This is a genomic window from Tenacibaculum sp. 190524A02b, assembly GCF_964036645.1.
GTDB classification, from domain to species: Bacteria; Bacteroidota; Bacteroidia; order Flavobacteriales; family Flavobacteriaceae; genus Polaribacter; species Polaribacter vairaonense.
In genome coordinates, this window is the sequence record NZ_OZ038525.1 from 2,499,350 (window position 1) to 2,524,190 (window position 24,841).

19 protein-coding genes are annotated in these 24,841 nt (G+C 30.6%); 11 read left to right on the forward strand and 8 right to left on the reverse strand.

Going from position 1 to position 24,841, the window contains the following annotated elements; translation table 11 throughout:
- The first annotated feature begins 428 nt into the window (after positions 1 to 428).
- Together ABNT65_RS10180 and ABNT65_RS10185 are read left to right on the forward strand one after the other, a co-directional pair.
- Positions 429 to 1,715, forward strand: a complete 1,287-nt coding sequence (locus ABNT65_RS10180) for a sensor histidine kinase (protein WP_348747797.1) — start codon at positions 429 to 431, stop codon at positions 1,713 to 1,715.
- Positions 1,716 to 1,755: 40 nt separating this feature from the next.
- Positions 1,756 to 2,835 carry a sensor histidine kinase gene (locus tag ABNT65_RS10185; RefSeq protein WP_348747798.1) on the forward strand — a complete coding sequence of 360 codons (1,080 nt, stop codon included), beginning with the start codon at positions 1,756 to 1,758 and terminating at the stop codon, positions 2,833 to 2,835.
- 220 nt (positions 2,836 to 3,055) lie between these two features.
- On the opposite strand, the gene ABNT65_RS10190 is transcribed toward ABNT65_RS10185, so the two are convergent.
- The 4 genes from ABNT65_RS10190 to ABNT65_RS10205 form a co-directional block, all read right to left on the reverse strand.
- Positions 3,056 to 3,805 (reverse strand): hypothetical protein, encoded by a 750-nt coding sequence (locus ABNT65_RS10190; protein WP_348747799.1) that lies wholly within the window; start codon positions 3,803 to 3,805, stop codon positions 3,056 to 3,058.
- 166 nt (positions 3,806 to 3,971) lie between these two features.
- On the reverse strand, positions 3,972 to 4,718 hold the full coding sequence (locus ABNT65_RS10195; protein ID WP_348737923.1) for a hypothetical protein: 747 nt from the start codon (positions 4,716 to 4,718) through the stop codon (positions 3,972 to 3,974).
- Positions 4,719 to 4,961: 243 nt separating this feature from the next.
- On the reverse strand, positions 4,962 to 5,717 hold the full coding sequence (locus ABNT65_RS10200; protein WP_348747800.1) for a hypothetical protein: 756 nt from the start codon (positions 5,715 to 5,717) through the stop codon (positions 4,962 to 4,964).
- A 667-nt stretch (positions 5,718 to 6,384) separates the two neighbouring features.
- Positions 6,385 to 6,558 (reverse strand): hypothetical protein, encoded by a 174-nt coding sequence (locus tag ABNT65_RS10205; protein WP_348747801.1) that lies wholly within the window; start codon positions 6,556 to 6,558, stop codon positions 6,385 to 6,387.
- Positions 6,559 to 6,743: 185 nt separating this feature from the next.
- Between ABNT65_RS10205 and ABNT65_RS10210 the strand changes: the two genes are divergently transcribed.
- A complete protein-coding gene (locus tag ABNT65_RS10210; RefSeq protein ID WP_348747802.1) occupies positions 6,744 to 7,115 on the forward strand; it encodes a helix-turn-helix transcriptional regulator in 372 nt (123 codons plus the stop codon).
- Between the two features lie 384 nt (positions 7,116 to 7,499).
- Here the strand turns inward: ABNT65_RS10210 and ABNT65_RS10215 are convergent, their stop codons facing one another.
- From ABNT65_RS10215 to ABNT65_RS10230, 4 genes are all read right to left on the reverse strand, one after another.
- Complete coding sequence (locus ABNT65_RS10215; protein WP_348747803.1) at positions 7,500 to 7,703, reverse strand: hypothetical protein; 204 nt, start codon at positions 7,701 to 7,703, stop codon at positions 7,500 to 7,502.
- A complete protein-coding gene (locus tag ABNT65_RS10220) occupies positions 7,690 to 8,412 on the reverse strand; it encodes a hypothetical protein (RefSeq protein WP_348747804.1) in 723 nt (240 codons plus the stop codon). The genes ABNT65_RS10215 and ABNT65_RS10220 overlap by 14 nt, the downstream gene beginning before the upstream one ends.
- On the reverse strand, positions 8,384 to 8,563 hold the full coding sequence (locus ABNT65_RS10225; RefSeq protein ID WP_348747805.1) for a hypothetical protein: 180 nt from the start codon (positions 8,561 to 8,563) through the stop codon (positions 8,384 to 8,386). The genes ABNT65_RS10220 and ABNT65_RS10225 overlap by 29 nt, the downstream gene beginning before the upstream one ends.
- 762 nt (positions 8,564 to 9,325) lie before the next feature.
- Positions 9,326 to 10,111, reverse strand: a complete 786-nt coding sequence (locus tag ABNT65_RS10230; protein ID WP_348747806.1) for a DUF6261 family protein — start codon at positions 10,109 to 10,111, stop codon at positions 9,326 to 9,328.
- A 586-nt stretch (positions 10,112 to 10,697) separates the two neighbouring features.
- Between ABNT65_RS10230 and ABNT65_RS10235 the strand changes: the two genes are divergently transcribed.
- The 8 genes from ABNT65_RS10235 (at position 10,698) to ABNT65_RS10270 (ending at position 24,446) form a co-directional block, all read left to right on the forward strand.
- Positions 10,698 to 11,696, forward strand: a complete 999-nt coding sequence (locus ABNT65_RS10235) for a WYL domain-containing protein (RefSeq protein ID WP_348747807.1) — start codon at positions 10,698 to 10,700, stop codon at positions 11,694 to 11,696.
- Positions 11,697 to 11,749: 53 nt separating this feature from the next.
- A complete protein-coding gene (locus ABNT65_RS10240; protein WP_348747808.1) occupies positions 11,750 to 14,239 on the forward strand; it encodes an N-6 DNA methylase in 2,490 nt (829 codons plus the stop codon).
- A 2-nt stretch (positions 14,240 to 14,241) separates the two neighbouring features.
- Positions 14,242 to 15,423 (forward strand): hypothetical protein, encoded by a 1,182-nt coding sequence (locus ABNT65_RS10245; RefSeq protein ID WP_348747809.1) that lies wholly within the window; start codon positions 14,242 to 14,244, stop codon positions 15,421 to 15,423.
- A 63-nt stretch (positions 15,424 to 15,486) separates the two neighbouring features.
- Positions 15,487 to 16,827: a DUF2130 domain-containing protein gene (locus ABNT65_RS10250; protein ID WP_348747810.1), complete on the forward strand. Its 1,341-nt coding sequence runs from the start codon at positions 15,487 to 15,489 to the stop codon at positions 16,825 to 16,827.
- A gap of 16 nt (positions 16,828 to 16,843) precedes the next feature.
- The gene (locus ABNT65_RS10255; protein ID WP_348747811.1) at positions 16,844 to 18,514 is read left to right on the forward strand and encodes a class I SAM-dependent DNA methyltransferase; all 1,671 of its coding nucleotides are present in this window, start codon (positions 16,844 to 16,846) and stop codon (positions 18,512 to 18,514) included.
- A gap of 1 nt (position 18,515) precedes the next feature.
- On the forward strand, positions 18,516 to 19,715 hold the full coding sequence (locus tag ABNT65_RS10260) for a restriction endonuclease subunit S (RefSeq protein WP_348747812.1): 1,200 nt from the start codon (positions 18,516 to 18,518) through the stop codon (positions 19,713 to 19,715).
- A 29-nt stretch (positions 19,716 to 19,744) separates the two neighbouring features.
- Positions 19,745 to 20,701 carry an HTH domain-containing protein gene (locus tag ABNT65_RS10265; protein WP_348745790.1) on the forward strand — a complete coding sequence of 319 codons (957 nt, stop codon included), beginning with the start codon at positions 19,745 to 19,747 and terminating at the stop codon, positions 20,699 to 20,701.
- A gap of 301 nt (positions 20,702 to 21,002) precedes the next feature.
- The gene (locus tag ABNT65_RS10270; RefSeq protein WP_348745791.1) at positions 21,003 to 24,446 is read left to right on the forward strand and encodes a DEAD/DEAH box helicase family protein; all 3,444 of its coding nucleotides are present in this window, start codon (positions 21,003 to 21,005) and stop codon (positions 24,444 to 24,446) included.
- Positions 24,447 to 24,841 lie beyond the last annotated feature (395 nt).

The window sequence follows — 24,841 nt, forward strand, 5'->3', positions numbered from 1 at the left end:
AAACTCCAACTTGTCAATCTAATTTCCCATATTACATAAAATTTAGATAACAAGCTAACTATATTGAAAACCTTCAAATTAAGTTTTGAAGGTTTTCTTAGTTTTATATTTTAAAAATCTTCTCTGTAATTTCAATATAAAATTAAAATCTCTATGTTTTAAGCATAAAAAAAACCCACTCAAAATTGAGTGGGAAAATTGCTATGAAAAAGAAAAAGTATCTAGGACGTCTCCTAGACACTACAAATATATAAAACTTCTGATTAAATACAATATATTTATGGGAAATTTTTAGACTATAATTTTAACTATTTTTATCCTTACTTATAAACATAGGTTAAACCATATTTTTAATTAGAGGTTTTCACATACTTCTATCTAAATATTATATAAATTTACTTTCATTATAAACCTTAACAAACTAGTCTATGACTAAAAGTTTTATTAAATCTTTTTTTATTGGTTTAGCCATATTGTCTTTTTTATCAATCCCTTTTATACATAATTACTTTCCAAAGCTTAAAGACTGGAAACCATACAAACAACATTACAAAAAATATCACAATATAGTTAACAAGTCTATTTCAGATAGACAGCTTTTATTTGAAAAGCTAGAGCAAAATAAACTAACTAAATATGATTTTTTAATTAAAGCTCGAGGTATTGAAAAAACTGAAAAAATAGAGCTAAAAAAATATCATAAAAAAAGAAAGCTTTTAAAAAAAGAATATTCTTTTCTGGGTTACACGTCTTTCAGATATTTTCTTTATGCTGTTGGTCTACCAATATTTAGTTTAGGAATATCTGTTTTTATACTTATTTTAATTCATAGTCCTCCTTTATCTAAAAAAATCAAAAAAATATATTCAATAATAAACTATAGCTTTATTTATGTATCCTCATACTGGGTTTTGCACTCTTTCTTAACCAGAACAGACTTCCCTAAAATGTTTTATGGAACTAGTATTGTAATCGTATCATTATTAACAACAATAGCTACTTATAGTTTAACTATATTCTTTTCTAGAAGAAAATCTAGAAATGAAAAACGATACAATATAGCTCTAGATACAATTGAAAATTTGAAAAAAGAAGTATTCACCAAACAAAAAGAAGAAAGAGAAAAAGAACGTCAACGGATCTCTGAAGAATTACACGATGGTGTATTGGGTAAACTATTTGGGACTCGTTTAGGACTCGGTTTTTTAAATATTCCTGAGGAAACTGACAAGGAAAAATACCAACAGTTTTTAGATGAACTCCAAGAAGTTGAAAAGGAAATTCGTGAGGTGTCTCATAAATTAAGTGCAAACTTAGATGGTTCTAATATTGGTTTTGAAGGTATTGTTTCGCAATTAGTAAAAGATAAAAGTAAACTGGGTAATTTTGAATACTCCATAAATACAGATACTACTATTGACTGGAATTCTGTTAATGAAGTAAACCGTGTAAACTTATACCGAATTATTCAAGAAGCCTTGCAAAATATTATTAAACATGCAAAAGCTAGCCATTTAACCCTTGCTTTTTCTAAACAAAACGGACATATTCTAATTTCTATAGAGGATAATGGTGTTGGTTTTAACACGGCTAAAAACAGGAACGGAATTGGTATTAATAATATTAAGTCTAGAGTAAAAAGGTTAAAAGCGACTCTAGAGCTAGATTCTTCACCTAATAATGGAACTTCTTTAGTTATTAAAAACCTTATTTAATTATCAAAACAGCTTCCTAAACATAAAACTGAACACTTAAATGAAAAAAAAATTATACAAACTATTATTAATCTCAATTACACTACTCTTTGTTATAGCTCCTTATATTCATATTTTTTTAGATAAAAAAAGTAAAGTGAAAATTTTTGGTTTCAAAAATGCGAGATACTTTATGTATGCTATTGGCACACCTTTATCTCTATTCCTTTGTTCTCTATTTTTGTTAATGGCTACTAAACATATTAAAGAAAAATATAACAAATCTTTTTACTCTACTGTTTCCTTTTTATTTACATGGAGTTGTTTTTTTCAATTTATTTGGATTTTTTGGGATAGACAAGATTTACCTAAACCTACTTATTACTTTAGTATTGTAATTTTAAGCGTAATTATATCTAAAGTATTTATACAATTTTTACACAAAAGAAAAAGCGCCCTTGATATAGCAAAAAGCACCATCCAACAACTAGAACAAGAAGTATTCACTAAACAAAAAGAAGAAAGAGAAAAAGAACGTCAGCGAATTTCTGAAGAGTTACACGATGGCGTGCTTGGCAAACTGTTTGGTACTCGTTTAGGTCTTGGTTTTTTAAATATTCCTGAGGAAGCTGACAAGGAAAAATACCAACAGTTTTTAGATGAACTCCAAGAAGTTGAAAAGGAAATTCGTGAAGTTTCTCATAAATTAAGTGCAAACTTAGATGGTTCCGATATTGGTTTTGAAGGTATTGTTACTCAATTAGTAAAAGATAAAAGCAAGCTTGGCAATTTTGAATATACCCTAAACACTGATGTTACGATTAACTGGAGTTCTGTTAATGAAGTAAACCGTGTAAACTTATACCGAATTATTCAAGAAGCCTTGCAAAATATTATTAAACATGCCAAAGCTAACCATGTAACCCTCACTTTTTCTACACAAAACGGACATATTTTAATTTCTATAGAGGATAATGGTGTTGGTTTTAACACTTCTAAAAACAGGAACGGAATTGGTATTAATAATATTAAGTCTAGAGTAAAAAGGTTAAACGCTACTATGGAATTGGTTTCTTCTCCTAAAAATGGAACTACTATACAGATTAAAATGCCTTATATGATAAAGGAATTTGTTGGTTAAGTTCAGTACTTAGCCTTGAACTATTAGCTTTTGGATTTTTGAAAAATAGATTTATAGATTGCTTCGTGCCTCGCAATGACTTTAGGATTCATCACCCTAAGGAATGATAACGAATGAAGGAATCTTTTTTTGTTTATCTAGAATTAAACAGATTCCTTCAATTCTTCGCAATGACTTGTATATACGCTCTACTCTACTTTGACTTTAATATATTTTAAAGTTACAACGTACTCAACTCCGCTGTAGTAATTCCACCAGTAGTTATAGCTCCGTCTGTATATTTTGCATAGGGTCTAAAATAATATTTGGTATTAGGTATTAAACCACTCAACTCTTTTCTGTATGAAGACCCTGTTTGGAAGTTTCTATTAATATTTAAATCTATTAAAGCCAACTTACTATCGGAAAAATTGGCATTTACACTATACTCAAATCCAATGTCTACTGGAGATTCACTGTTAAGTTTAACAACTTTTAATTCTGCGGTTATTTCTGTAGTAGAACGCCAAAAAGGTAATGAATTCATTTCTAATTCTAAACTGCGTGTACCACTAAGATCAAAAAAAGTATTGGCTCCTATTTCATTTCCGTAAAAAAAGCTACCATCATTCATTTTAAAATAACCTCTTATTCTAAAGTTTCTATTTCTCTCTAACCAATCCAAATGCCCCACAACACTTTCAGGTTCTCCCAATGCTGGAACTGTATTTGAATCTCCAACCTCAGGATCTGTATTAAATCCATATACAAAGCCACGTTCTATAACATTTGAATTAGGATCAGTATCTTCATAAGATCCTACAACTCTTAAGTATGCAGTTCCATTTCTATTAATGAAAACTCCATTTATTCTATCTGTATTAAATTCTTTAGTATGTACTAATTTTAATTCTAAGTCTTGGTCATTTCTGCATCCCACTAAAAACACAATGGTTATAAACAACGCTAATTGATTAATTGATTTTTTCATGTTGATTAGTTTTGGTTGATAAAAGAAGTAAAACTTCCTTAGTATAAGACGTAAAAAACTTTATATACCCTATCAATTTTACTAATTATTTAACAATCATAAAAGTAAACTAACATTTAACTTCAATATTGTTATATTATAAAAGATTTATTATAGAAGCTTAACATTAATTTGTGCTCAGTTCAGCAGTACTAACTCCTCCGTGAGTAATGGTACCATCTGCATATTTTGCATACGGCCTAAAATAATATTTGGTAACTGGTGTAAGTCCGCTTAATACTTTTTGATAAAATGTAACACGAAAATTTTGATTCATATCTAAATCAACAATAGATATTATACTATCAGAAAAATCATCTTTCAAGCTATACTCAAACCCTAATTCTACAGGAGATTCTTGTGTTAGCTCTGTAACATCCAACTGCGGTGTCATTTCAGTAGTAGAACGCCAAAATGGATCTGGTTTCATGGTCATTTTCAAAGTACGGGTAGTACTGAAATCAACCTCTGTACTTGCCTGAATTTCGTTACCGTAAAAAAAGCTCCCATCATTCATTTTAAAATACCCTCTTATATAATATGTTTTTCCTTTTTCTAAACTTCTTAAATTCCCTGTTACATTATCTTGCGGACCAATGGCTATTTCAGTATTTGAATCTCCTACTGTTGGTTCTGAATTTAAGCCAAACACAAATCCACGTTCAGTAACTTTAGAATCTGGATCTGTATCTTTAAAAGATCCAGAAACAGTTAAATAAACTGTACCGTTTCTGTTTATAAAAGTACTTTCTGCCTCTTTAGTTAGAAACTCTTTAGTATGTACAATTTGAAAATCATTATTTGTATCATTAGAGCAACTTACTATAGTTATAATAGTAAACAATAATGCTAATTGGTTAATTATTTTTTTCATTTTTTTAGTTTTTGTTTATAATTAACTACCTAAAAAATATTCTTTAGTAATGTTAATAAATTTTGCTACTGTTTTTATACCTAAACTGCTGTTGCATACTATTAATTAATAGTATAGCACTTTTTAGTTTTCTATCAAATTTACTAATTAAGTAACAATTTAAAAAAACAAGTATTTATAAACTAAAAATCCACAACTATAATAAGTTGTGGAATGAAACTAATTTTAAGAATAAATGCGTTATTAATTTGTACTTAATTCTGCTGTACTTGTACCTCCTTGCGAAATGGTACCATCTGCATACTTAGCATACGGCCTAAAGTAATATTTGGTTGCAGGTGTTAAGTTATTAAGCACGTCTGAATACTTTCTTACTTTTACATTTCCTATATCCAATCCATTAATACCTCTAACTAACCATATTTTACTATCAGAAAAATCGGCATTTAGGCTGTATTCAAACCCTAATTCAGTTGGTGACTCTTTACTAATTTCTGTTACTTTTAATTCTGGAGTCATTTCAGTTGTTGAACGCCAAAAAGGTTCTGGCTCCATAACCATTACTAAGGTACGTGTAGTACTTGCATTTACATCTGTGCTTGCTTGGATTTCTTCTCCGTACAAAAAACTTCCATTACTCATTTTAAAATACCCTCTTACATAATAAAGTTTTCCTTTCTCTAAATTTTTTAAAACGCTTACAACATTACTATCTGCAGAGCCACCAGCTAAAGCTGTGTTATTAGCTCCTACTTCTGGTTTAGGGGCTAATCCGTAAACAAATCCTTTTTCTGATACCGTAGAATTTGGGTCGGTATCTTTATAAGCACCTGTTACGGTTAAATCTACAGTACCATCTCTATTAATAAAAAAATCGGTTACTTCTTTGGTTGTAAAACTTCTTTCATAATTAATTACTGCTGTTCCTTCATTATTAGAACAACTAACCGCCATTAGAGTAATTGTTAATACTACTATTTTACTAAATAAATTTCTCATGTTTTCTTTGTTTATATTTTCGGTTTAATTTTTATCTCTACTATAAAACGTATGAGAATTTAAGTACCCTATTTTTTTTTTGAAAAAAGTTTACATGATTTATTTTATATGGCTTATAAAAACAAAAAACCACAACTTTTCAGTTGTAGTTTTTCAAATTTAAATCTTCTTGATTACAAGCCGTAATTAAAAAGAAACTGCACAGTAATAGTAAACTGTGCTTACGTATTGTTTTCATTCTCTGATAATTTTAAATAGTTTTTTACAAATTTTAATAACGAAAACACTCAAAATTATAAGTAAAAAAATATTAAAAATTTTCCAAAAGCTTATGATAGTCATGATAATAAAATTTAGTTAGTTTACTCAAATGTAATGTATTATTACTTATTAAAAGAGATAATTTTATGTGTTTTTTAGTGGTTTTTCTTATTTAGGATGAAGTCTTTTTTCTATAACTTACATCTGGGGAGTTTTGCTGGTTTCATAAATTGTATTTAATTAAAATATTTATTATCTATTAGCATATAGCCAACTAAAAGGTGTGCCACTAATACTATTACTGTGCTAACCAAACACAAACACACCTTAGTTGACTTTACAAGGAGAAAAAGTGGTAAGTACCCTGTTATAAGTACCCTTCTAAAAACTTATAAAAAGTACTTACCTAGTTAGGAAATATAAAAAAAGGTGCAGTTCCTTGTTTTTGTATTTCATGTCCTTCACTCAATGCTTGGGTTATTTCATTAGCCAATAAACTATTATGTATATCTTCTTTATAAATAGTTGCGTATGCTTCTACAATGGTTAATAATCTTTGATGATTTTGTAATACATTCATCTTTTTAATGTTTAGTTATTGATTTTTTGGTGTTATTAATTTTTAAACATAATAAGCCTTGGTAAGCCAGTGTATTGTACTGCCAATAGGTAATATTTACATATATTTGTTATGGTATGATACAAATATAGGACATTTTTAGACACAAAGCGTACTTTTTACACTTTTTTTTACTTTTTATTTCTATGGTGAAAGATAAATTTAGAAACTTACTTGATGAACTTGGCGTTACTCCTGAAGAGTTTGGGGTAAAAATTGGGGTTGGTAAAAGTGGCATTTATAAGATATTAAGAGGCGACACCAAAAAAATTAGCGACAAGCTTTCTAAAAAAATAAGTGAAGTTTATCCGCAATATAGCTATGAGCATATTAAGAGTTTTAACTATACCACTACTGCTGCTATTGCTATTGATAATGAAGGAACTATTGAGGTACAAAAAATTGTAGACATTGTTATTGCCAATTATGATAGTTTTACTAAAAATTCTGATTTTAAGGATTTACTAGACAGGCATGCCTTAAATGCTATGAAAGATTATTTAGCTCAAAAGAAATAAGGTGGCTATTGGCTCTTGGCTCTTGGCTTAAGTAAGTTTTTAATTTTTAGTGTTTAGTTTTTAGTCAACTCACTCATAAATCTGAACTCATAGCTCTGAACTCATAACTTCTTGGCTGTTGGCTGTTGGCTGTTGACTGTTGACTGTTGACTGTTGGCTGTTGGCTGTTGGCTTAAGTAAGTTTTTAATTTTTAGTGTTTAGTTTTAAATCAAACTAATAATTCAAAATTTATTGTCATTCTGAGCAGAGTTTACGGAGCGAAAGAATCTTTCTTTTATATAGCAGATTGCCACAAAAAATTCCATTAAATTCCATTTTTTTCGCAATGACATCCTTTATTTACAAAGGTTATCAAGATAAAGTTACATAGAAACTCACGTTAATTACGGTAAGTCTAAGTGTTTTTTTAGATGGTCTATTTCTTCTTTAATTTTTTTCTTTTCTCTATTCAACGCCTCTTTGTCCATACGTTGGTATAGCGTTTCTAATTTTTCTAACAAGCCTCTAGCTTCCTTTTTTCCTTTGTTGGTAAGCAGTTTAGAAACCGCTATCATTTGTTTATAATCTTTTTCTTTATCCTTGCTCATTATCTAGCGCATTTTTTACCAACTCTAAACTCTTTTTATTGTAGTAGTTTTGTTTTTCTTCTTTTATTAAAGCTTGTTCTTTGGTATCTACTAAAATAAAATCAAACAAATTTCTAATGGTTAGCTGTAGTTTATGTACTTGTGTAAACTTGTATTTAGCCATTAAATACACCGCACTGCATACTAATAAACCTGTTAATACTGCCATTATATAATAGCTTATTTTATTTACATCTTGAAAAGGTTGAAAAATCCAATACAAATAAAAACAGGCTATAATTATTAATGTGCCATGCAATACTATAATGCCCTTGTTTTGCTTTTCTTCTACATAACTTCTAAACAAATTAAATAAAGCATAAATAAAAAGACCCAATACCCAACCTAATTCTCCTAAAAATTGTTGGAAGCTTCTAAAGCCCAAAAACTTTTCTTTTTTCCTTACCTCCAAATACTCTAGCCATGCTTCATTAGTGGCTTTTTTTTCTTTTAAATACAATTTATAAACCTCTGTATCTTTGGCAGCTTCTTTTACTTTGCTTAAAGCTAAAGTCCTTGCTTTTTTCCTCTCTAAATGATTTGCTTTTGCTTCTTGATAAGCTTTTGTTTTATCTGGAGCAAATTCAAATGCAAAAAAAGCGGTAGCGCAAACTACCGCAAGAATATAGGGTACAATCTGTTTACTCTTCATCATTACTTGGATCATCATAGTCATCTGATGAATTTGGGTTGATGCTGTTTTCTTTGTCGATGAGCTGTATTCTTTTTTGTTCTTCAAGGTCTTGTATGGTATTGTCTGTACAACTACCTAATACCATTATACTTACCAATGCACCTATAATAACTGCTACTTTTTTCATGTTTGCTTAGTTTAAAAATTAATAACTAAGTAAATATACAGTTAATTTACAGGGGCTTTTGTACTGGTTTATTTTGATTTTTAGTTAGTTGCTGTTTTTTAATAGCTTCAAACTTACAGGGTTTTTACTTGATTTACAATACTCAATAGCCCTGAAATTTTTCTAAGGGTTTTCCCTTAATTCATACTATTAGTTGGTTTGAGGTAAGAGGTAAAAGGTAGAAGGTAGAAGGCAGAAGGCAGAAGGCAGAAGGCAGAAGGCAGAAGGCAGAAGGCAGAAGGCTAAAGCTAGTTTTTAATTTTTAGTGTTTAATTAATTCACTCATAACTCCATAACTCTGAACTCATAACTCATAACTCCATACCCCATCTCAATACTCAATACTCAGTACTAATTAACGTGAACTCGATATAACAGATAGTATATTTACCTGAATATCAACATAATTTGTCATTACGATTGGCGAAATGAAATGAAGCTAAGAAGTAATCTTTCCCTATGCTAACTAAAGACTGCCACAAAAACTCCATTGCATTACGTTTTTTCGCAGTGACAACAGAGGTTTATTAAACTTATAACATAAAGTTAAACTCACGTTAATTTAATAAATTCACTCATAACTCTGAACTCATAACTCATCTCAATACTCAATACTCAATACTAACTACTCAGTACTAATTATTACGTTTTAAAACAAAAAACCACAACTTTTCAGTTGTAGTTTTTACTATGCTATACCTTCAATATCTTTAATTCATAGCCTTAGGCTAGTGTATCATCAACATCTGTAGACACTGTATCTGTAGGGACTTCCGTATTAGGTTCCTCAGTGTCTGGCGTTTCAGATGTTGTATTGTATCTGTTTTCAATAGTTTGTTCATAAGCCGCAGCTAAACTTTCTATTTTTTCTAACAATAGTGTGTAAGCTGCGGTATTGGTTAGTGTTTTATGCGCTTTTATATGATCTACTAAATTATAATAGGCATTTACTGCCTCTTTACGTAATTCTGGGAAATTAGCTAATGGATTTTCTACAGATTCGTCTAAACGTTCTAAATACTTTGTATTAAACAAGGTATTACTTTCTTTTAACTCATTAAACCAATTAGTTAAATGTAAAGTAGTCACTGCTTCTGTTAGCACTGTTTCTTTTTCTATGTCTTTTACTATAGTATTAAGAATGGCTGTTTCTTCATTATATTCTCTGCGGGCAATATTTGGACCGTGCTTATCTATTACTGTTAGTAACTTGTTAGCTGCCAATGACTCTGCCTCTGTAAAATAATGTGTATACCCTGTAACTACTGTTTTTAAGCCTCTAATAGCTTTATCTCTTCTATCATCAATAGCTTCTATTTCCTTAGTTATTACACTGCCTCTTGTTTGCTTGTACACGGCTTGCAAAGCGCTTAATTTAACGTTAAGCTCAGTTAGCGAGTCGGTAAGCAATAAAGTACTCACGTCTTCTTTATTTACAATAGCTATTACTTGATCTAGGTATTGTATAATTTCTAGGTGTTTAAACCTGTAAAAAAATGATGAAATCATAGTATTTTTAAATTTGGATTTACAATTTTTATTGAAAGCAATTTACTTGCATAGCTGTCTCAAATATAATGCATTCTGTTTATTAAATAAGTAAGCTGTTGTTTTTTAACATCATTTTAATACATTAACTTTATTCTACTCCAAAGTCTTTGTATTTGATTCAATATAAAATAGTAGAGATTTGAATATTTAGCTTTCCTCCTCCTATTAGTACAATACAATTTCCAGAAAAATAAATTGTTTCCCGCACTGGTGCAACACAGCTTCCAGAAAAATAAATTGCTTCCCGCACTAGTGCAGCACAACTTCCAGAAAAATAAATCTCTTCCCGCACTAGTGCAGCACAGCTTCCAGAAAAATAAATTGCTTCCTGCACTAGTGCAGGAAAAAGAAAAAAACAATATAAAACACTAAAAAACAACAAACTACACCTAAAATCGCATTTAAATAGTTGTTTACGATTAAAAAAATAGGTTTTTAACTTCTAATTTTTTTCAAATTCGATTCACAACAAACATAAAATTATTATGCTGTAATAATTATCTTTACATAACTCAAGTTGCATACTAAAAATTAACTCATATTTATGGCCAATAGCAAACATGCTCATCTAAGGTATAATATACTAGATTATTGCTTTAGAAAAAAAGCACTGAATTTTAATCAATTATTAGTCTATGTGAATAATCAAATAGAAAAATATTATCCCGAAGAAAATATTTCAGAACGAACTTTAAGAGAAGATTTAAAATTATTTCGAGATCATAAACAAGGGTTTGGCGCTCCACTTCCTAATAAAGTGAGAGTTTTAAAATATGATACTCCAAATTTTTCCATTGCAACAAAACCATTATTGGAATATGAACAATATTTAATTGAAGCTGCTCAACAGTTACTACAAAGGTTCGAAAACCACCCTAAATATGAGAAGTTAGCAGAAGCTTTACTTACATTTCAAGAAGAAGAAGATCAAGACAATCAATTATCAAAAGTCTTGTTTTATGACTACAATAAAGAATATAAAGGAATTAAACACCTTAAACCTTTATACCTAGCCATAAAAAAGAAACAAGTTCTTCAAATTACGTTTTTAGGTTTTAATAACAGTGAATCTAAAATATTTGAGTTTCATCCTTATGTATTAAAACAATATAATAGAAGGTGGTTTGTTTTTGGACTTAATAAAACAAAAAACATTGCACAATGGAGTATTCCTTTAGACGAAAGATTACTGAATTTTGAAGTACTAGAAGATGCTAATTTTATTGAAACAGCAACCAATTGGGAGTCTTTTTTCAGACCAATAATTGGTGTTGTTAAACCTGTTAATGCCACCATAGAAAAGATTATACTCCGCTTTTATAATGGTAGAGAACAATATTTTAAAACCAAACCCCTGCATCCTGATTACGAGGAGTTTTTTGAAGAAGATAAACAAAACCAAATCTGGTTTGAGGCTATTATTAATAAAGAATTAGTACAACAATTGTTATCATATGGTCAAGATGTTGAAGTGATTGCTCCAGAGCGTTTAAAACTAAAAATGAAAGAACATGCAGAGAACATGCAAAACTATTACAGTTAAAACTATGCAATTACTCCGCATAAAAAAACACTTAATTTGTAGACAAGTATTTAATGAAGCTTATGAGAGAAGATAATTATATAGTTGAGAAAATATCAGATCAGTTCTGGCAATCTGCCCATGTTTTGAAAACAATAGTATTAGATGCTAGCCTTGATCTTACACTTTTTTTTGTTTGTGTATATAAAGACGAAATTTTTACGGATCTGAATATGGCCTCTCGTCATGAGCAATTAAACGAGATAAAAAAAAATATTCAAAATAACTCATTTTACAGCAGAATATATGAAGTTTATGCTCCTCTGATTGATAATATCCCTCCAAATCAATTAGATCAGTTATTTTATCATATTACGAATATTAGCCACTATGATTTAAATTTATATTTTCATAAAGTCTTTGAAAAGATTCTTCAAAAAATTTTCTCCTATAAAGGAAAGTACTCAGGCGAATCCATACAGCCAAAAGAAATAAGTCGTTTGATTATAAAATTAGCAAAATTACCTACTAACGCTAAGGTATACAATCCTTTTGCTGGTTTAGCATCTTTTGGTATATTCTTAGAAGGCTTTCATGAATATTATGGTCAGGAAATAAACCAACAAACATGGGCAATTGGAAAAATGAGATTGAAAGCTCATAACAAAGACTTTAGCTATAGATATGAATTAAGTGATTCAATAGAAAAATGGGATGAATTTAAAAAATATGATCTTATTGTTGCCACCCCGCCTTTTGGTATGCGAATACCCAAATACATAGATTCATATTTTTTTGGAAAATCATACGGAACGATTGAGAACTTTCTAATTGATAAAGGTCTTAATTCATTAAAAAATAATGGAAAGTTAATCACTGTTTTTTCATTATCCTTTCTCTTCAAGGGTGGACAATCTACTAGAATAAAAAAATGGTTAATAGATAAGAACTTTATAGATACTATTATAACATTACCTTCGGGTCTGTTTTCAAATACCAATATTCCTGTATGTATTATCATTTTTAAAACTGTTTCTTCACGCCCAGGTTATGTAAAGCTATTGGATGCCTCAAATTTTTATAGCAAAGATGGCCCAAGAAATAAGATTTTAAATAATCAACAAATTATAGATCTTTTAAATGATGATTTAGAAAATGACTATTTAAAATATATAAGTACGGAGCATTTTTATAAAAATGATTTCGACTTGTCTTTCGGTAGATACTTTTTAAAAGATATAAATGGTACGCCTTTAAAGGAATTTGCTGAGATTATAAATGGATCTAAAGCTCCTCAAGGTAAAAAAATGCGTCAAGTGCAAATTAAAAACTTAAAAGACGAAGTTTTCGACAGTAAATTAAATAGTACTGAAATCAATTTAAGTGTTATAAATAGAGGTACATTTAAAATAATTGAAAAATCTTGTATCTTAATCGCTACCAAATGGAACTCACTCAAACCTACCTATTTTGAATATACTGGGGAACCAATTGCAATATCTAGATCTATTGTAGCTCTTCGACTAAATGAAGATATCGTTGACCCTACATTTTTCATCAATGAATTATCAGCTGATTATATAAAAAAACAATTGAAAGCTTACAGAGTTGGCTCCGTTCAACCAATACTTCGTAGTAAAGATTTAATTAACATTATTTTTCAATTGCCTACTATGCAAGAGCAGAAGGCAAAAGTTAGTGCAATTATTGAGCTATCCGACAGACTTAAAAAAATAGAAGCTGAAAAAGAAAACATTGTAAGAGGTATTCAAAAAGAAGAAACTGAAAGCTCAACTTCTTTAAGCCATATATTAGGGAAGCCACTATTAAGTATTGGTTCCTCTATAGAAATAATTCAAAATGCTTTAACCAAAGTAGACCCTAACTGGAAAAATATTGTAATTAGTGAACGAAGACAGTTTAAGATGTCTGATGCGTTTGATTCTATTTCAAAAAATTTAAAATACATTCAGGAATTAGCAGATGTCAACACAGCATTAGTGAGTGTATCTGCATTTAATTTAACTGAAATTCATTTCCTAAAGTTTTTGTCAGAATTTGTAAAAACCGAAAAAAAGAGTTTAAATGGCAATATTGATCTTAAACTAGATATACATGATGATATTAAGGAACAAATGAATAATCAAATATTGATTAAAGGGAATGAACAAAAGCTAAAAATTGTTTTAACCAATCTTATAGATAATGCTAAAAATCATGCTTTTATTAATAAAGACCAGGAGCATAAAATAAATATAGAAATCCTTCCATTTACTGGTAATGAAAAAGAGGCTGATCAATTCAATTATGATATAGATGGAAGAAAATCTTACGTAGAAGTTAAGGTCTCTAATACAGGAAAACCATTTCCCAAAGACCTAAAATTAGAGGATTATATTAGAAAAAGTTTTGCCGTGGGGGCAACCAAAAACAAAGGTCTTGGAGGATATGAGGTGAATGAAATACTTAAAGTACATAATGACAGAAAACAAGCTTTAAATATTATCTCAAATCAAGAATTAGAATATTGTACAACAATATCATTTTTATTACCAATTATTTAATTATGAATAAAACCTATAACATACTTTGGATAGATGATGAACACAATCACGAAGAAATGGATACATTTATTATCCAAACTGAACAACAAGATATTTTATTACATGGATATGGATCTTTTGTAGAGGGTTTTGAAGCTTTAGAAGCTGATTTAAATTTCTATGATGCAATTGTGCTAGATGCTCTCTTTTTTGAAGAGAAAGATTCAGAAACAGTCAGCCCAATGGCATTGGGTTCAGCTATTAAAAGAATTTATGAACTCAGAACAAAAAAAACATTTCCATATTTTATTCTTTCTGGTCAATCGAATTTTACTGAAGTTTCGAATCCTATTATTGAAGCTTTTAAATTAAGATGTTACAATAAAAAGAATTCAGAGGATGTAAAAGAATTACTTATCAACATCAAAAAAGAAGCTGATGCTCAAGTAGATCTTCAAATAAAACATGAAAACCAACAATTATTCGACATTCTAAAAAACTATCCGGATTCTGCTAGAGATACATTTATCTCAATCTTTAAAGGCTTAAAAGGTATTAACAATCAGTTTGATGATCAATTATACTTTACTCAACTAAGAATTATATTAGAGACTATGTTTAGAATGGCTAATGCATATGGTTTATTACACGATAAATGTGTTCAAGTAAATGGTAACAAAGTTAATTTATCTGAATCTAGTTTATTTCTTTCAGGTTATGATACTAAGCACCTAAAAGTTAGTTGTTCAGTAACCCACTTTCCAAAAATAATAGCGGATAATGTAAAAAACATTATTGATATTACTGGAGCTGCTTCGCATACTACTGTCGTAGATGTAACTAAAAACATACATATTCAAGCATATCGTAATGCTATAAAAACCCCTTATTTATTATATTCATTGGCACTTCAACTAATGGATACATTAATTTGGTTTGATGACTATATTAAAGTAAATAGTGACATAGCAACCAATAAATCACATTGGCAAGATATCATGTACAATGCAAATGGAAATAAATATGAAATAGGAAAATTACAAAATATTGCTAGAAACGGATGGGGTACTATTTTAATAAATGGAGGTTTAGAAAGTATTAGCGTATTTAAAGATGATATAACAAGACTCAGTCTAAAGGTTGGAGATCAGATTAAGTTTACAATTAAAGCCTCTTCTATTGCGAAAGACATAACTAAAGCTTAACCCTGCAATTACTCCGCATAGTTTATTTGTAGTTTTGTAGTATAATTATTAAATGAGAAAGTTATGAAAGATAACCACATTCAGTGTCCTAACTGCCAGGAAGTTTTTAAAGTAGATGAATCTGTGTACACAGATATTGTAAAACAAGTAAGAGATCAACAGTTTAAAGAAGAAGTAGCTAACAGACTACTAGCGGCTGAAAATGAAAAAAAAGCAGCTGTAGAACTAGCAGAAACCAAAGTAAAAAATGCTTTTGACAAGCAATTAACCCAGAAGGAAAACGAACTCAATGCACTAAAATTTCAAAGTAAGGCAGCACTAACGGAACAGTTGGCGCAAAAACAGAAAGAAATTGAGTTACTAAAAGAAAAAAGTAAAACAGCATTACTTGAAGAAACTTCTAAAAAAGATGCTACTATTAAAGATTTGGAAGCTAAATTACAACAAGCCGCATCGGATAAAGAATTAGCATTACAAAAAGCGGTAATCCATATTGAAAAAAAAAGAGACCAGTTAGAAAATGATATCAAACTTAAAGAAGCAGAAAAAATAAATCTTGAAAAATCATTAAGAGAAGAGTTCCGATTAGAAAAAGATCATATTGCAAAAGAACTTCAATTAAAAGATGATGAAATTCATCGTTTAAAAGATTTTAAACAAAAGCTTTCTACCAAAATGTTAGGAGAAACCCTAGAACAGCATTGTGAAATAGCGTTTAATAAATTAAGAGCCACTGCTTTTCAAAACGCTTATTTTGAAAAAGACAACGATGCTTCTTCTGGTACCAAAGGAGATTATATTTTTAAAGAAGCCGATGCTAACGGAAATGAGGTTGTTTCTATAATGTTTGAAATGAAAAATGAAAACGAAACAACAGCTACCAAAAAGAAAAACGAAGACTTTTTAGCCAAATTAGATAAAGATAGAAAAACAAAAGGTTGTGAATACGCTGTTTTGGTTTCTTTATTAGAGGCAGATAATGAGTATTACAATACAGGTATTGTTGATGTTTCACACAAATACGAAAAAATGTATGTGATACGTCCGCAATTTTTTATCCAAATAATTACCTTGTTAAGAAACTCTGGTAGTAAAGCCTTGCAATATAAAGCAGAATTAAACGCTGTTAGAAATCAAAATATTGACATCACTAATTTTGAAGAAAAAATGAACGCTTTTAAAACTGGCTTTGCTAGAAATTATGAGTTAGCAAAAAAACAGTTTGGAACCGCTATTCAAGAAATAGATAAAAGTATTTTGCATTTAAATAAAATAAAAGAAGCGCTTACAAAATCAGAAAACAATCTTAGATTAGCCAATAATAAAGCAGAGGATTTAAGTATTAAAAAACTTACCCGTGGCAACCCAACCATGAAAAGTAAGTTTGAAAACTTAAGCAATTAAAATACAGACACTAAAAATGATTACAGGAGAATTAAAGAGTAAAATTGATAAAATTTGGGGTGATTTCAGGAGTGGAGGAATTTCCACCCCAATCACTGTTATTGAGCAATTTACCTACCTTATATTTTTACGACAGTTAAACGAAAAGCAAACGCAAAAAGAAAAGGAAGCAAATTTGTTAGGTATTGCAATAGAAAATGAGATTTACCCAGAAAAATACAAGAAATTTCGCTGGAGTTATTTTAAGCAACTCACCCCAGAAGAGAGATTTATCTTATTTACACGCCCACAAAAGGAGATGGACAATTTAACGGCTTTTGATTTTATGAAAAACATAGGTAAACAAGGAGGGGTGTTTGCCCAGCACATGAAAGGAGCCATGTTTATGATACAAACCCCAGGCTTGTTGGATAAGGTGGTACAGCAAATTGATGCGCTTAATATTAATGATAAGGATTTACTGGGCGATTTATACGAATACATGCTCTCAAAAATTGCAGAAGCAGGCACCAATGGGCAATTCCGTACGCCTCGCCATATTATTCGTATGATGGTAGAAATAATGCAACCCAAAAAAGAAGATACCATTTGCGATCCGTCAAGCGGAACGGCAGGTTTTTTGGTAGCGGCAGGGCAATATATTTACGAAAAACATAACGATTGGTTTTTAGACGAAACCTTTAGAAACCACTTTCATAACCAAATGTTTAACGGTATTGAATTTGATCCTAACATGCTTCGTATTGGCGCTATGAACATGCAATCACATGGCTTGGAAAACCCAACACTTATTGGTAAAGATGCCTTGAGTACTAAGTTAACCACCGAATACCAATACAACGATAAGCTTTCACAAGAAGAAAATGAAAAAAAGGAAAAAGAATTTCAGAAAGAAATTCTTGAAGAAGCCTACTCGCTTATTTTAGCCAATCCGCCGTTTAAAGGAAGTTTAGACTATGAGGAGGTAGAAAGTAGCTTATTAAAAGTTACCAAAACCAAAAAAACCGAATTGTTGTTTTTAGCCCTTATGCTACGCTTGCTAAAAACAGGAGGACGCGCCGCAGTTATTGTACCCGATGGCGTATTGTTTGGAAGCTCAAATGCACATAAAAGCATACGTAAACAGCTTGTTGAAAACCAACAACTACACGCTGTAATTTCCATGCCTAGTGGTGTATTTAAACCTTATGCAGTAGTAAGTACAGCTATTTTAATATTTACCAAAACCAACTCTGGTGGTACCGATAAAGTTTGGTTTTACGACATGAAAGCCGATGGTTTAAGTTTAGATGATAAACGTAACTTATTAGTAACCGAGGCAGCTTTTGAACAGTGTTTTACAGAACCTGAAAATATAGTAACAGAGGTAAAAGAGAAATGTGATATCCCACAAATATTATTAGATGCTCAAAAACTCCTAAATGTCAGTTCGGATAATACGTCATTGCGAGAAGGTACGACGAAGCAATCTCTTGAAGAGAAGTACGCAGACCGCACCCAACAAAGCTTCCTAGTACCCAAACAAGAAATTATTGACAAAAATTGGGATTTATCCATTAACCGCTACAAAGAAATTGTATACAAAGAAATTGAGTACGAAGCCCCAAGTGCATTATTACAGCAAATAAAAGACTTAGATGCCCAACGTACGCAAGCCATGTTGAACCTTGAAAAGATGATAGGTTAATATGGAATTAGTAAGTATAAAATCCATAATTGAAAAGCCTATTACAGGGGAATGGGGAACAGAAGGGAATGGAGTTAATGTAATTAGAACTACAAATTTCACTAATGAAGGAAAACTAAATTTAGAAAATGTTGTTAAAAGGATTGTTGATGAAAAAAAAGTAAAGGCTAAAAAATTAGTATTTGGAGATGTTATTATTGAGAAATCAGGAGGAAGTCCTAAGCAACCAGTTGGACGAGTTGTGTTTTTTGATCAGAAAACAGAATTATACTTATGTAATAATTTCACCTCTATCTTACGTCCTAAAAAAGATAAAGTCTATCCAAAATATCTTTTATTTATTTTATTCATAAACCATCAAAAAGGAGTTACAAGCAGATATCAAAATAAGACAACAGGAATTATAAATCTTAAATTACAAAATTATATCTCGGAACTCAAAATCCCCCTACCATCATTACCCGAACAAAAACGTATAGCCGCTATATTAGACGAAGCAGACAAGCTACGCCAACTAAATACGCAATTGATCAAAAAATACGATGCCCTAATGCAAAGTTTATTTTTAGATATGTTTGGGGATGTAGGAATGAGTAAAACGAAAGAAAATTTTATTCAACTTAAAGAGTTAATTACCCAAAAACCTGATAATGGTTTTTTTGCAAAAAAAGACTTATACAATTCTTTAGGCACCCCTGTTGTTTGGTTAAATAATTTTATCGATAAAATATATATAGACCAAATGAATTTAAGAAGAGCTCAGGTGTCAAGAAAAGATGACAAATATGCTTTAGAATATGGAGATGCTTTGTTTTGTCGTTCATCTTTAACCGTTGAAGGAATTGGTAAGTGTGCAATTGTTCCTGAGAGTTTGAAAGAAAAAACATTATTTGAATGTCATATTATTAGATTGAAATTTAATTTAGATAAGATTGTACCTGAATATTTTAGATTTTTATCCAATACTAATTATTTCAGATCTAATATTAAGAAAAGAGCTAAAACTTCAACAATGACAACAATATCACAGGATGGTATTACAGATATAAAAATACCAGTACCTCCTATTCAATTACAAATTCAATTTAGAGAAAGTTTAAGAATTATTCAAGAACAAAAACAACAAGCCCAAGCAGCCTTGCAAAAAAGTGAAGACTTGTTTAACAGTTTGTTACAAAAAGCCTTTAAAGGGCAGTTATAAATGAGTTCAATGATTTATAAAGAGAATTAATGACCATAAAAGAAGCTATATTAAAAGTATTAGAAGACAATAAAGGCGCTTTTACCTATTTAGAAGTCCTTAAAAAAATAGACGAACAACAGTATATTGATTGGAGCAATGCCAAAACACCTTCTGACACCATAGGTGCACAATTAGGACATTTTATCCGACAGAATGATACACGCGTTAAGCGCGTAAAAGGAAAAAAAGGATTTGAATACTACTTTACTGCTTATGAGAACGAGCTTAATTTGTCAGAAATAGTAGAAAAAGAAGCAAGCTCAAAAAAAGCAGTAGCCAAAAAATACCAAGAACGTGATTTGCATAAATTATTGAGTTCCTATTTAAAAAGTCAAAATATTTATGCCAAAACCATTCTTCATGAAAAATCAGCAAATAGCAAAGACGATCATCAGAAATGGATTCACCCAGATATGTTGGGCATCCGTTTTTTGCATTTAAAAAATGCTGCAAGTAATGCCTTGCTAAAGGAAATTAATAAATCGGATGCCTTTACGTTAATTTCTTATGAACTAAAACGAGAAATCAAATCAGATCACGAATTAAAAAAGTGTTTTTTTCAAGCAGTATCCAATTCTAGCTGGGCAAATTTTGGGTATTTGGTAGCTTTTGATATTAGTAAAAATTTACTGGACGAAATGGAGCGCTTACATCAATCATTTGGAATAGGTATTATTGAGTTAAAGGCAAACCCTTACGAGAGTGATGTACTTTTTCCTGCAAAATTTAAAGAATTAGATTTTAAAACCATTGATAAGCTTTGTGAGATAAACCCAGCGTTTAAAACCTTTATTGAACAAGCTAAAAGTATGCTTACAGCACCCGAAGAGTATATAAAACCTACCAGAGCAGCTTTTGAAAATTTTTGTGATGCCTATTTTAAAACAGATTCAGAAATAGATACGTATTGCAAGGAAAAAAACATACCCATAGAACAAGAGTAGTACATATGATATTTAAATAAAATTTATTTTAGCACAAGAAAAACTACATCATTAACAATGTGAGATCGAGTGCAATCTGTCAAGTCCAGCATTGGTTGAAATCAAAATGCATTTTGATTGAAAGCACGCTGTGAAACAGTCGAGACTTCATTAACATTAGAGATAATGGGAAGCCACTCCACGGTATTACAGGTTACATAATGAGTTGTTTTTTATAGCACCATACCATTATATCTTATTTTTTTGTCTTGTACGAATTAGATGTATATCTTTATAAAAAAAAATAGAACTTGCTAACCAGATGACGAACTTTAACTTTTTACAAAACGAATTTCCTGAAATTTATCAAGAAGCTATAAAAGCGGAAGAATATACCTTTAAAGAACCTAAATTTGGAGCGTTGCAATGTCGTACGGTATTAGAGCTTGGCGTAAAATGGATGTATCATAATGATACCGAATTTACCTTGCCTCATGATACAAGTTTAAACAGTTTGTTACACCATACTAGTTTTCGACATTCGGTTCGTCCTTCTATGTTTAAAGAACTCAATTTGGTTAGAAAAATAGGAAACAATGCAGCACATGGAAAAAAAGTAAGTACCTCACAATCATTGGCAGCTTTAAAAGGAGTCTTTAGTTTTTGTGTATATCTTAGCAAATACTACAGTGAAACCAACCCCACCATTGACGCTTTTGAAGAAGCAATTATCCCGATACCCACATCAGAAAAAGAAAAAATTTCAACAAAGGAGTTTCAACAAAAAATAGCAACCGCTGAAGCTCTTATAAAAAAGTATGAAGCTGCACACAAAAAGCAGCAGGAGCTTATAGCAAAAAACGAATTATTGCAACTGCAAAAAGAACGTTTGCAAAATGAGTTACAGTTAAGAAAAGAAGCACGAAAAACTACGATAAATGAAGATATTGAAATACCTCAACTATTACCAGAAGCTGAAACACGCAAATTGTATATTGATGTATTATTGGAAGAAGCTGGTTGGCAAAACTTACAAAAAGGAAGAGATACTGAGTACTCAGTACTAGGAATGCCCCTAAGTACCAACCCCTCAGGAAAAGGAAATGCTGATTATGTACTTTGGGGTGATAACGGATTGCCTTTAGCTGTAATTGAAGCGAAAAGTACCTTGAAAAGTGCTGATAAAGGAAAGCATCAGGCGTATTTATATGCCAATTGTTTGGAAAAAATGCATGGGCAACGCCCCGTAATATTTTATACCAATGGTTATCAAACCTATCTTTGGGATGATACTTTTTATAGCAGCGAAAGAGAAGTGGACGGTTTTTATACCAAAGACGAATTAGAATACCTCATTTTTCAGCGAGCCAATAGGGAAGACATTAGAAATTTTAAGGTAAATACTGATATTGCAGGAAGAGCCTATCAGTTAGAAGCCATACAACGTGTAGCGGAAACCTTGGCAATTACCTCTACAGAAGGAAAGCTTAGAGGTAATGGAAGAGAAGCGTTATTGGTAATGGCAACAGGAAGTGGAAAAACACGAACTGCTTGTGCTATTGTAGATATGCTAATGAAAACCAAATGGGCAAAACGTGTATTGTTTTTAGCCGATAGAAATGCTTTGGTAACACAGGCTAAAAATGCCTTTAAAGAGCATTTGCCAAGTTTTAGCGGTATTGATTTAACAAAAGAAAAAGAAGACGATAAAACACGTTTGGTATTCTCAACCTACCCGACCATTATGAATAAAATAGACGCTTTAAAAAATGAAGAAGGGCGTTTTTATGGTGTAGGGCATTTTGATGTGATTATTATTGACGAAGCCCACCGTTCGGTATATCAAAAATACCAAGCCATATTTGAGTATTTTGATGCCATTTTAATAGGGCTTACCGCTACTCCTAAAAAAGAATTAGATCATGATACCTATGGTTTGTTTAATATAGAGGATGATACCCCCACTTTTGCGTATGAGTTAAATGATGCCGTGGCTCAAGGTTTTTTAAACCCACCAAAATCATATAAAGTACCTGTAAAGTTTATAAGAGAGGGTATTAAATACAGTGAACTTTCGGAAAAAGATAAAACAAAGTTCGAAGAAAAATTTGGAATCCAGTCTGATTCCGAAACTGATATTACCATTGATAAAAGTGTGATAAACAAAATATTTTTTAATTCAAAAACAGTTGATTTGGTTTTGGATTATTTAATGACACACGGACTAAAAGTAAATGGAGGCGATACCTTAGGGAAGTCTATTATTTTTGCAAAAAATCATAAACATGCAGTGTTTATTGAAAAACGATTTTATAAAAATTATCCGCAATACAGCGGTGATTTTTTAAGGGTAATTGATAATTATAATGATAAAGCACAAGATTTATTAGAAAAATTTTGTGATGACAAAGAAGATTTACTGCCTCAAATAGCTGTTTCTGTTGATATGATGGACACTGGCGTAGATGCTCCAAAAGTGGTAAATTTAGTATTCTTTAAAGAGGTAAAATCATACGCAAAGTTCTGGCAAATGGTAGGTAGAGGTACCCGATTAAGACCTAATTTGTTTGGTCCCAATAAAGACAAAGAGTTCTTTTTAATCTTTGACCTTTGCAAAAACCTTGAATTTTTTGAAGCAAACCCTGAAGGGTATCAAAGTAAGCTTCAAAAATCGGTAACTACCCAAGTTTTTGAGGCTAAATTAAATGTGATTACTGCAATTAGAAATCATCATGAAGCCACAAAAGAAGAGGATGCTTTGGCATTACAATATACAAATGAACTTTATACAACCATCACAAACTTAAACCCTGAAAGATTTGAAGTAAGAAAAGTACAAGAGTTTGTTGATAAATATCAAAAAAGAGAGTGCTGGGAGCATTTATCAGTAGGAGTGGTCTCTGAAATTATAACGCATTTAGCAGCCCTAACCAAGAGTAATGATACCAATGAAGTTGAACTGCGTTTTGAGTTATTAATGCTTCGTTTTCAATTGGCTTTATTGCAGCAATCAAAAGCCCAAGAAACCTATGTTGGTAAAATAATGGATATAGGAAACCAATTGTACCGAAAAAGAAATATTCCAATGGTAGCAGCGAAAATAGAAACGATTGAGAATATTATTGACATGGAATATTGGCAAACTGTGGGAGTATCAACATTAGAAAGTATAAAAAATGAACTTAAATCACTTATTAAGTTTTTAGACAAAAACCATACAGAGGTGGTTTATACAGACTTTGAAGATGTATTAGATCATTCGAAAGTAGAGGAAGTTGATATTTTGGAAATACATAAAAATCTGCAACCTTATAAAGATAGAATTACAGCATTTATCAGGAAAAACAAATCACATTTAGTAATTGATAAATTGTATAAAAATATTCCAATAACAGAAGCCGAATTAGACTTATTGGAATCTTTTCTTTATGAGGAAACGCATAGTACAAAAGAAGAATATGCAAAAGAGTTTGGAGCGGTTTCTTTAGGTAAATTTATACGCGGTATTGTTGGTTTAGATGCTACGGTAACCAATGGGATATTTGCTCAATTTATTCAAGAAAATAACTTAAATAGTACCCAAATTACTTTCGTAAATATTTTAATTGACTTTTTAACAAATAATGGAATTATTGACAAAAGGTTATTGAAAAAACCTCCCTTTAATAAAACTCATGAAAATGGAATTTTTGGTGTTTTTAAAGAAGATAAAAAAATACGAAAAATCATTTCTTTAATTGATGAAGTAAATGATAATGCAGGATAATGTGGTAGTCATTAGACTAGCACTATACCTATTTTAAAGAAGCTTGTAATATTAATACTTTCATAGAACACACCGTTTGACAAAACATACTATTTAGTAGTTCCTAAATCAACAGACTAATCTAAGCTTAAATCAATTAAAAGAATTAAAAAACAGGTATTTCACCACTTTTTAATGATGCCAAGTATTCAAAAAACACAACATATACAGCTACATTAGAACACAGCTATTACAATTTAATGAACAACCCCAAGGCAGAGCCTTGAGGAATTCTATAGATTAAAGAACATTATTCTAGCTAAATAATTTTACACAGCACTAACATATTATGTATAAACATATTGTTAGAAAAACACAGCAAAATTCACACTTTTAGGGTGAAGTGTAGAATATGA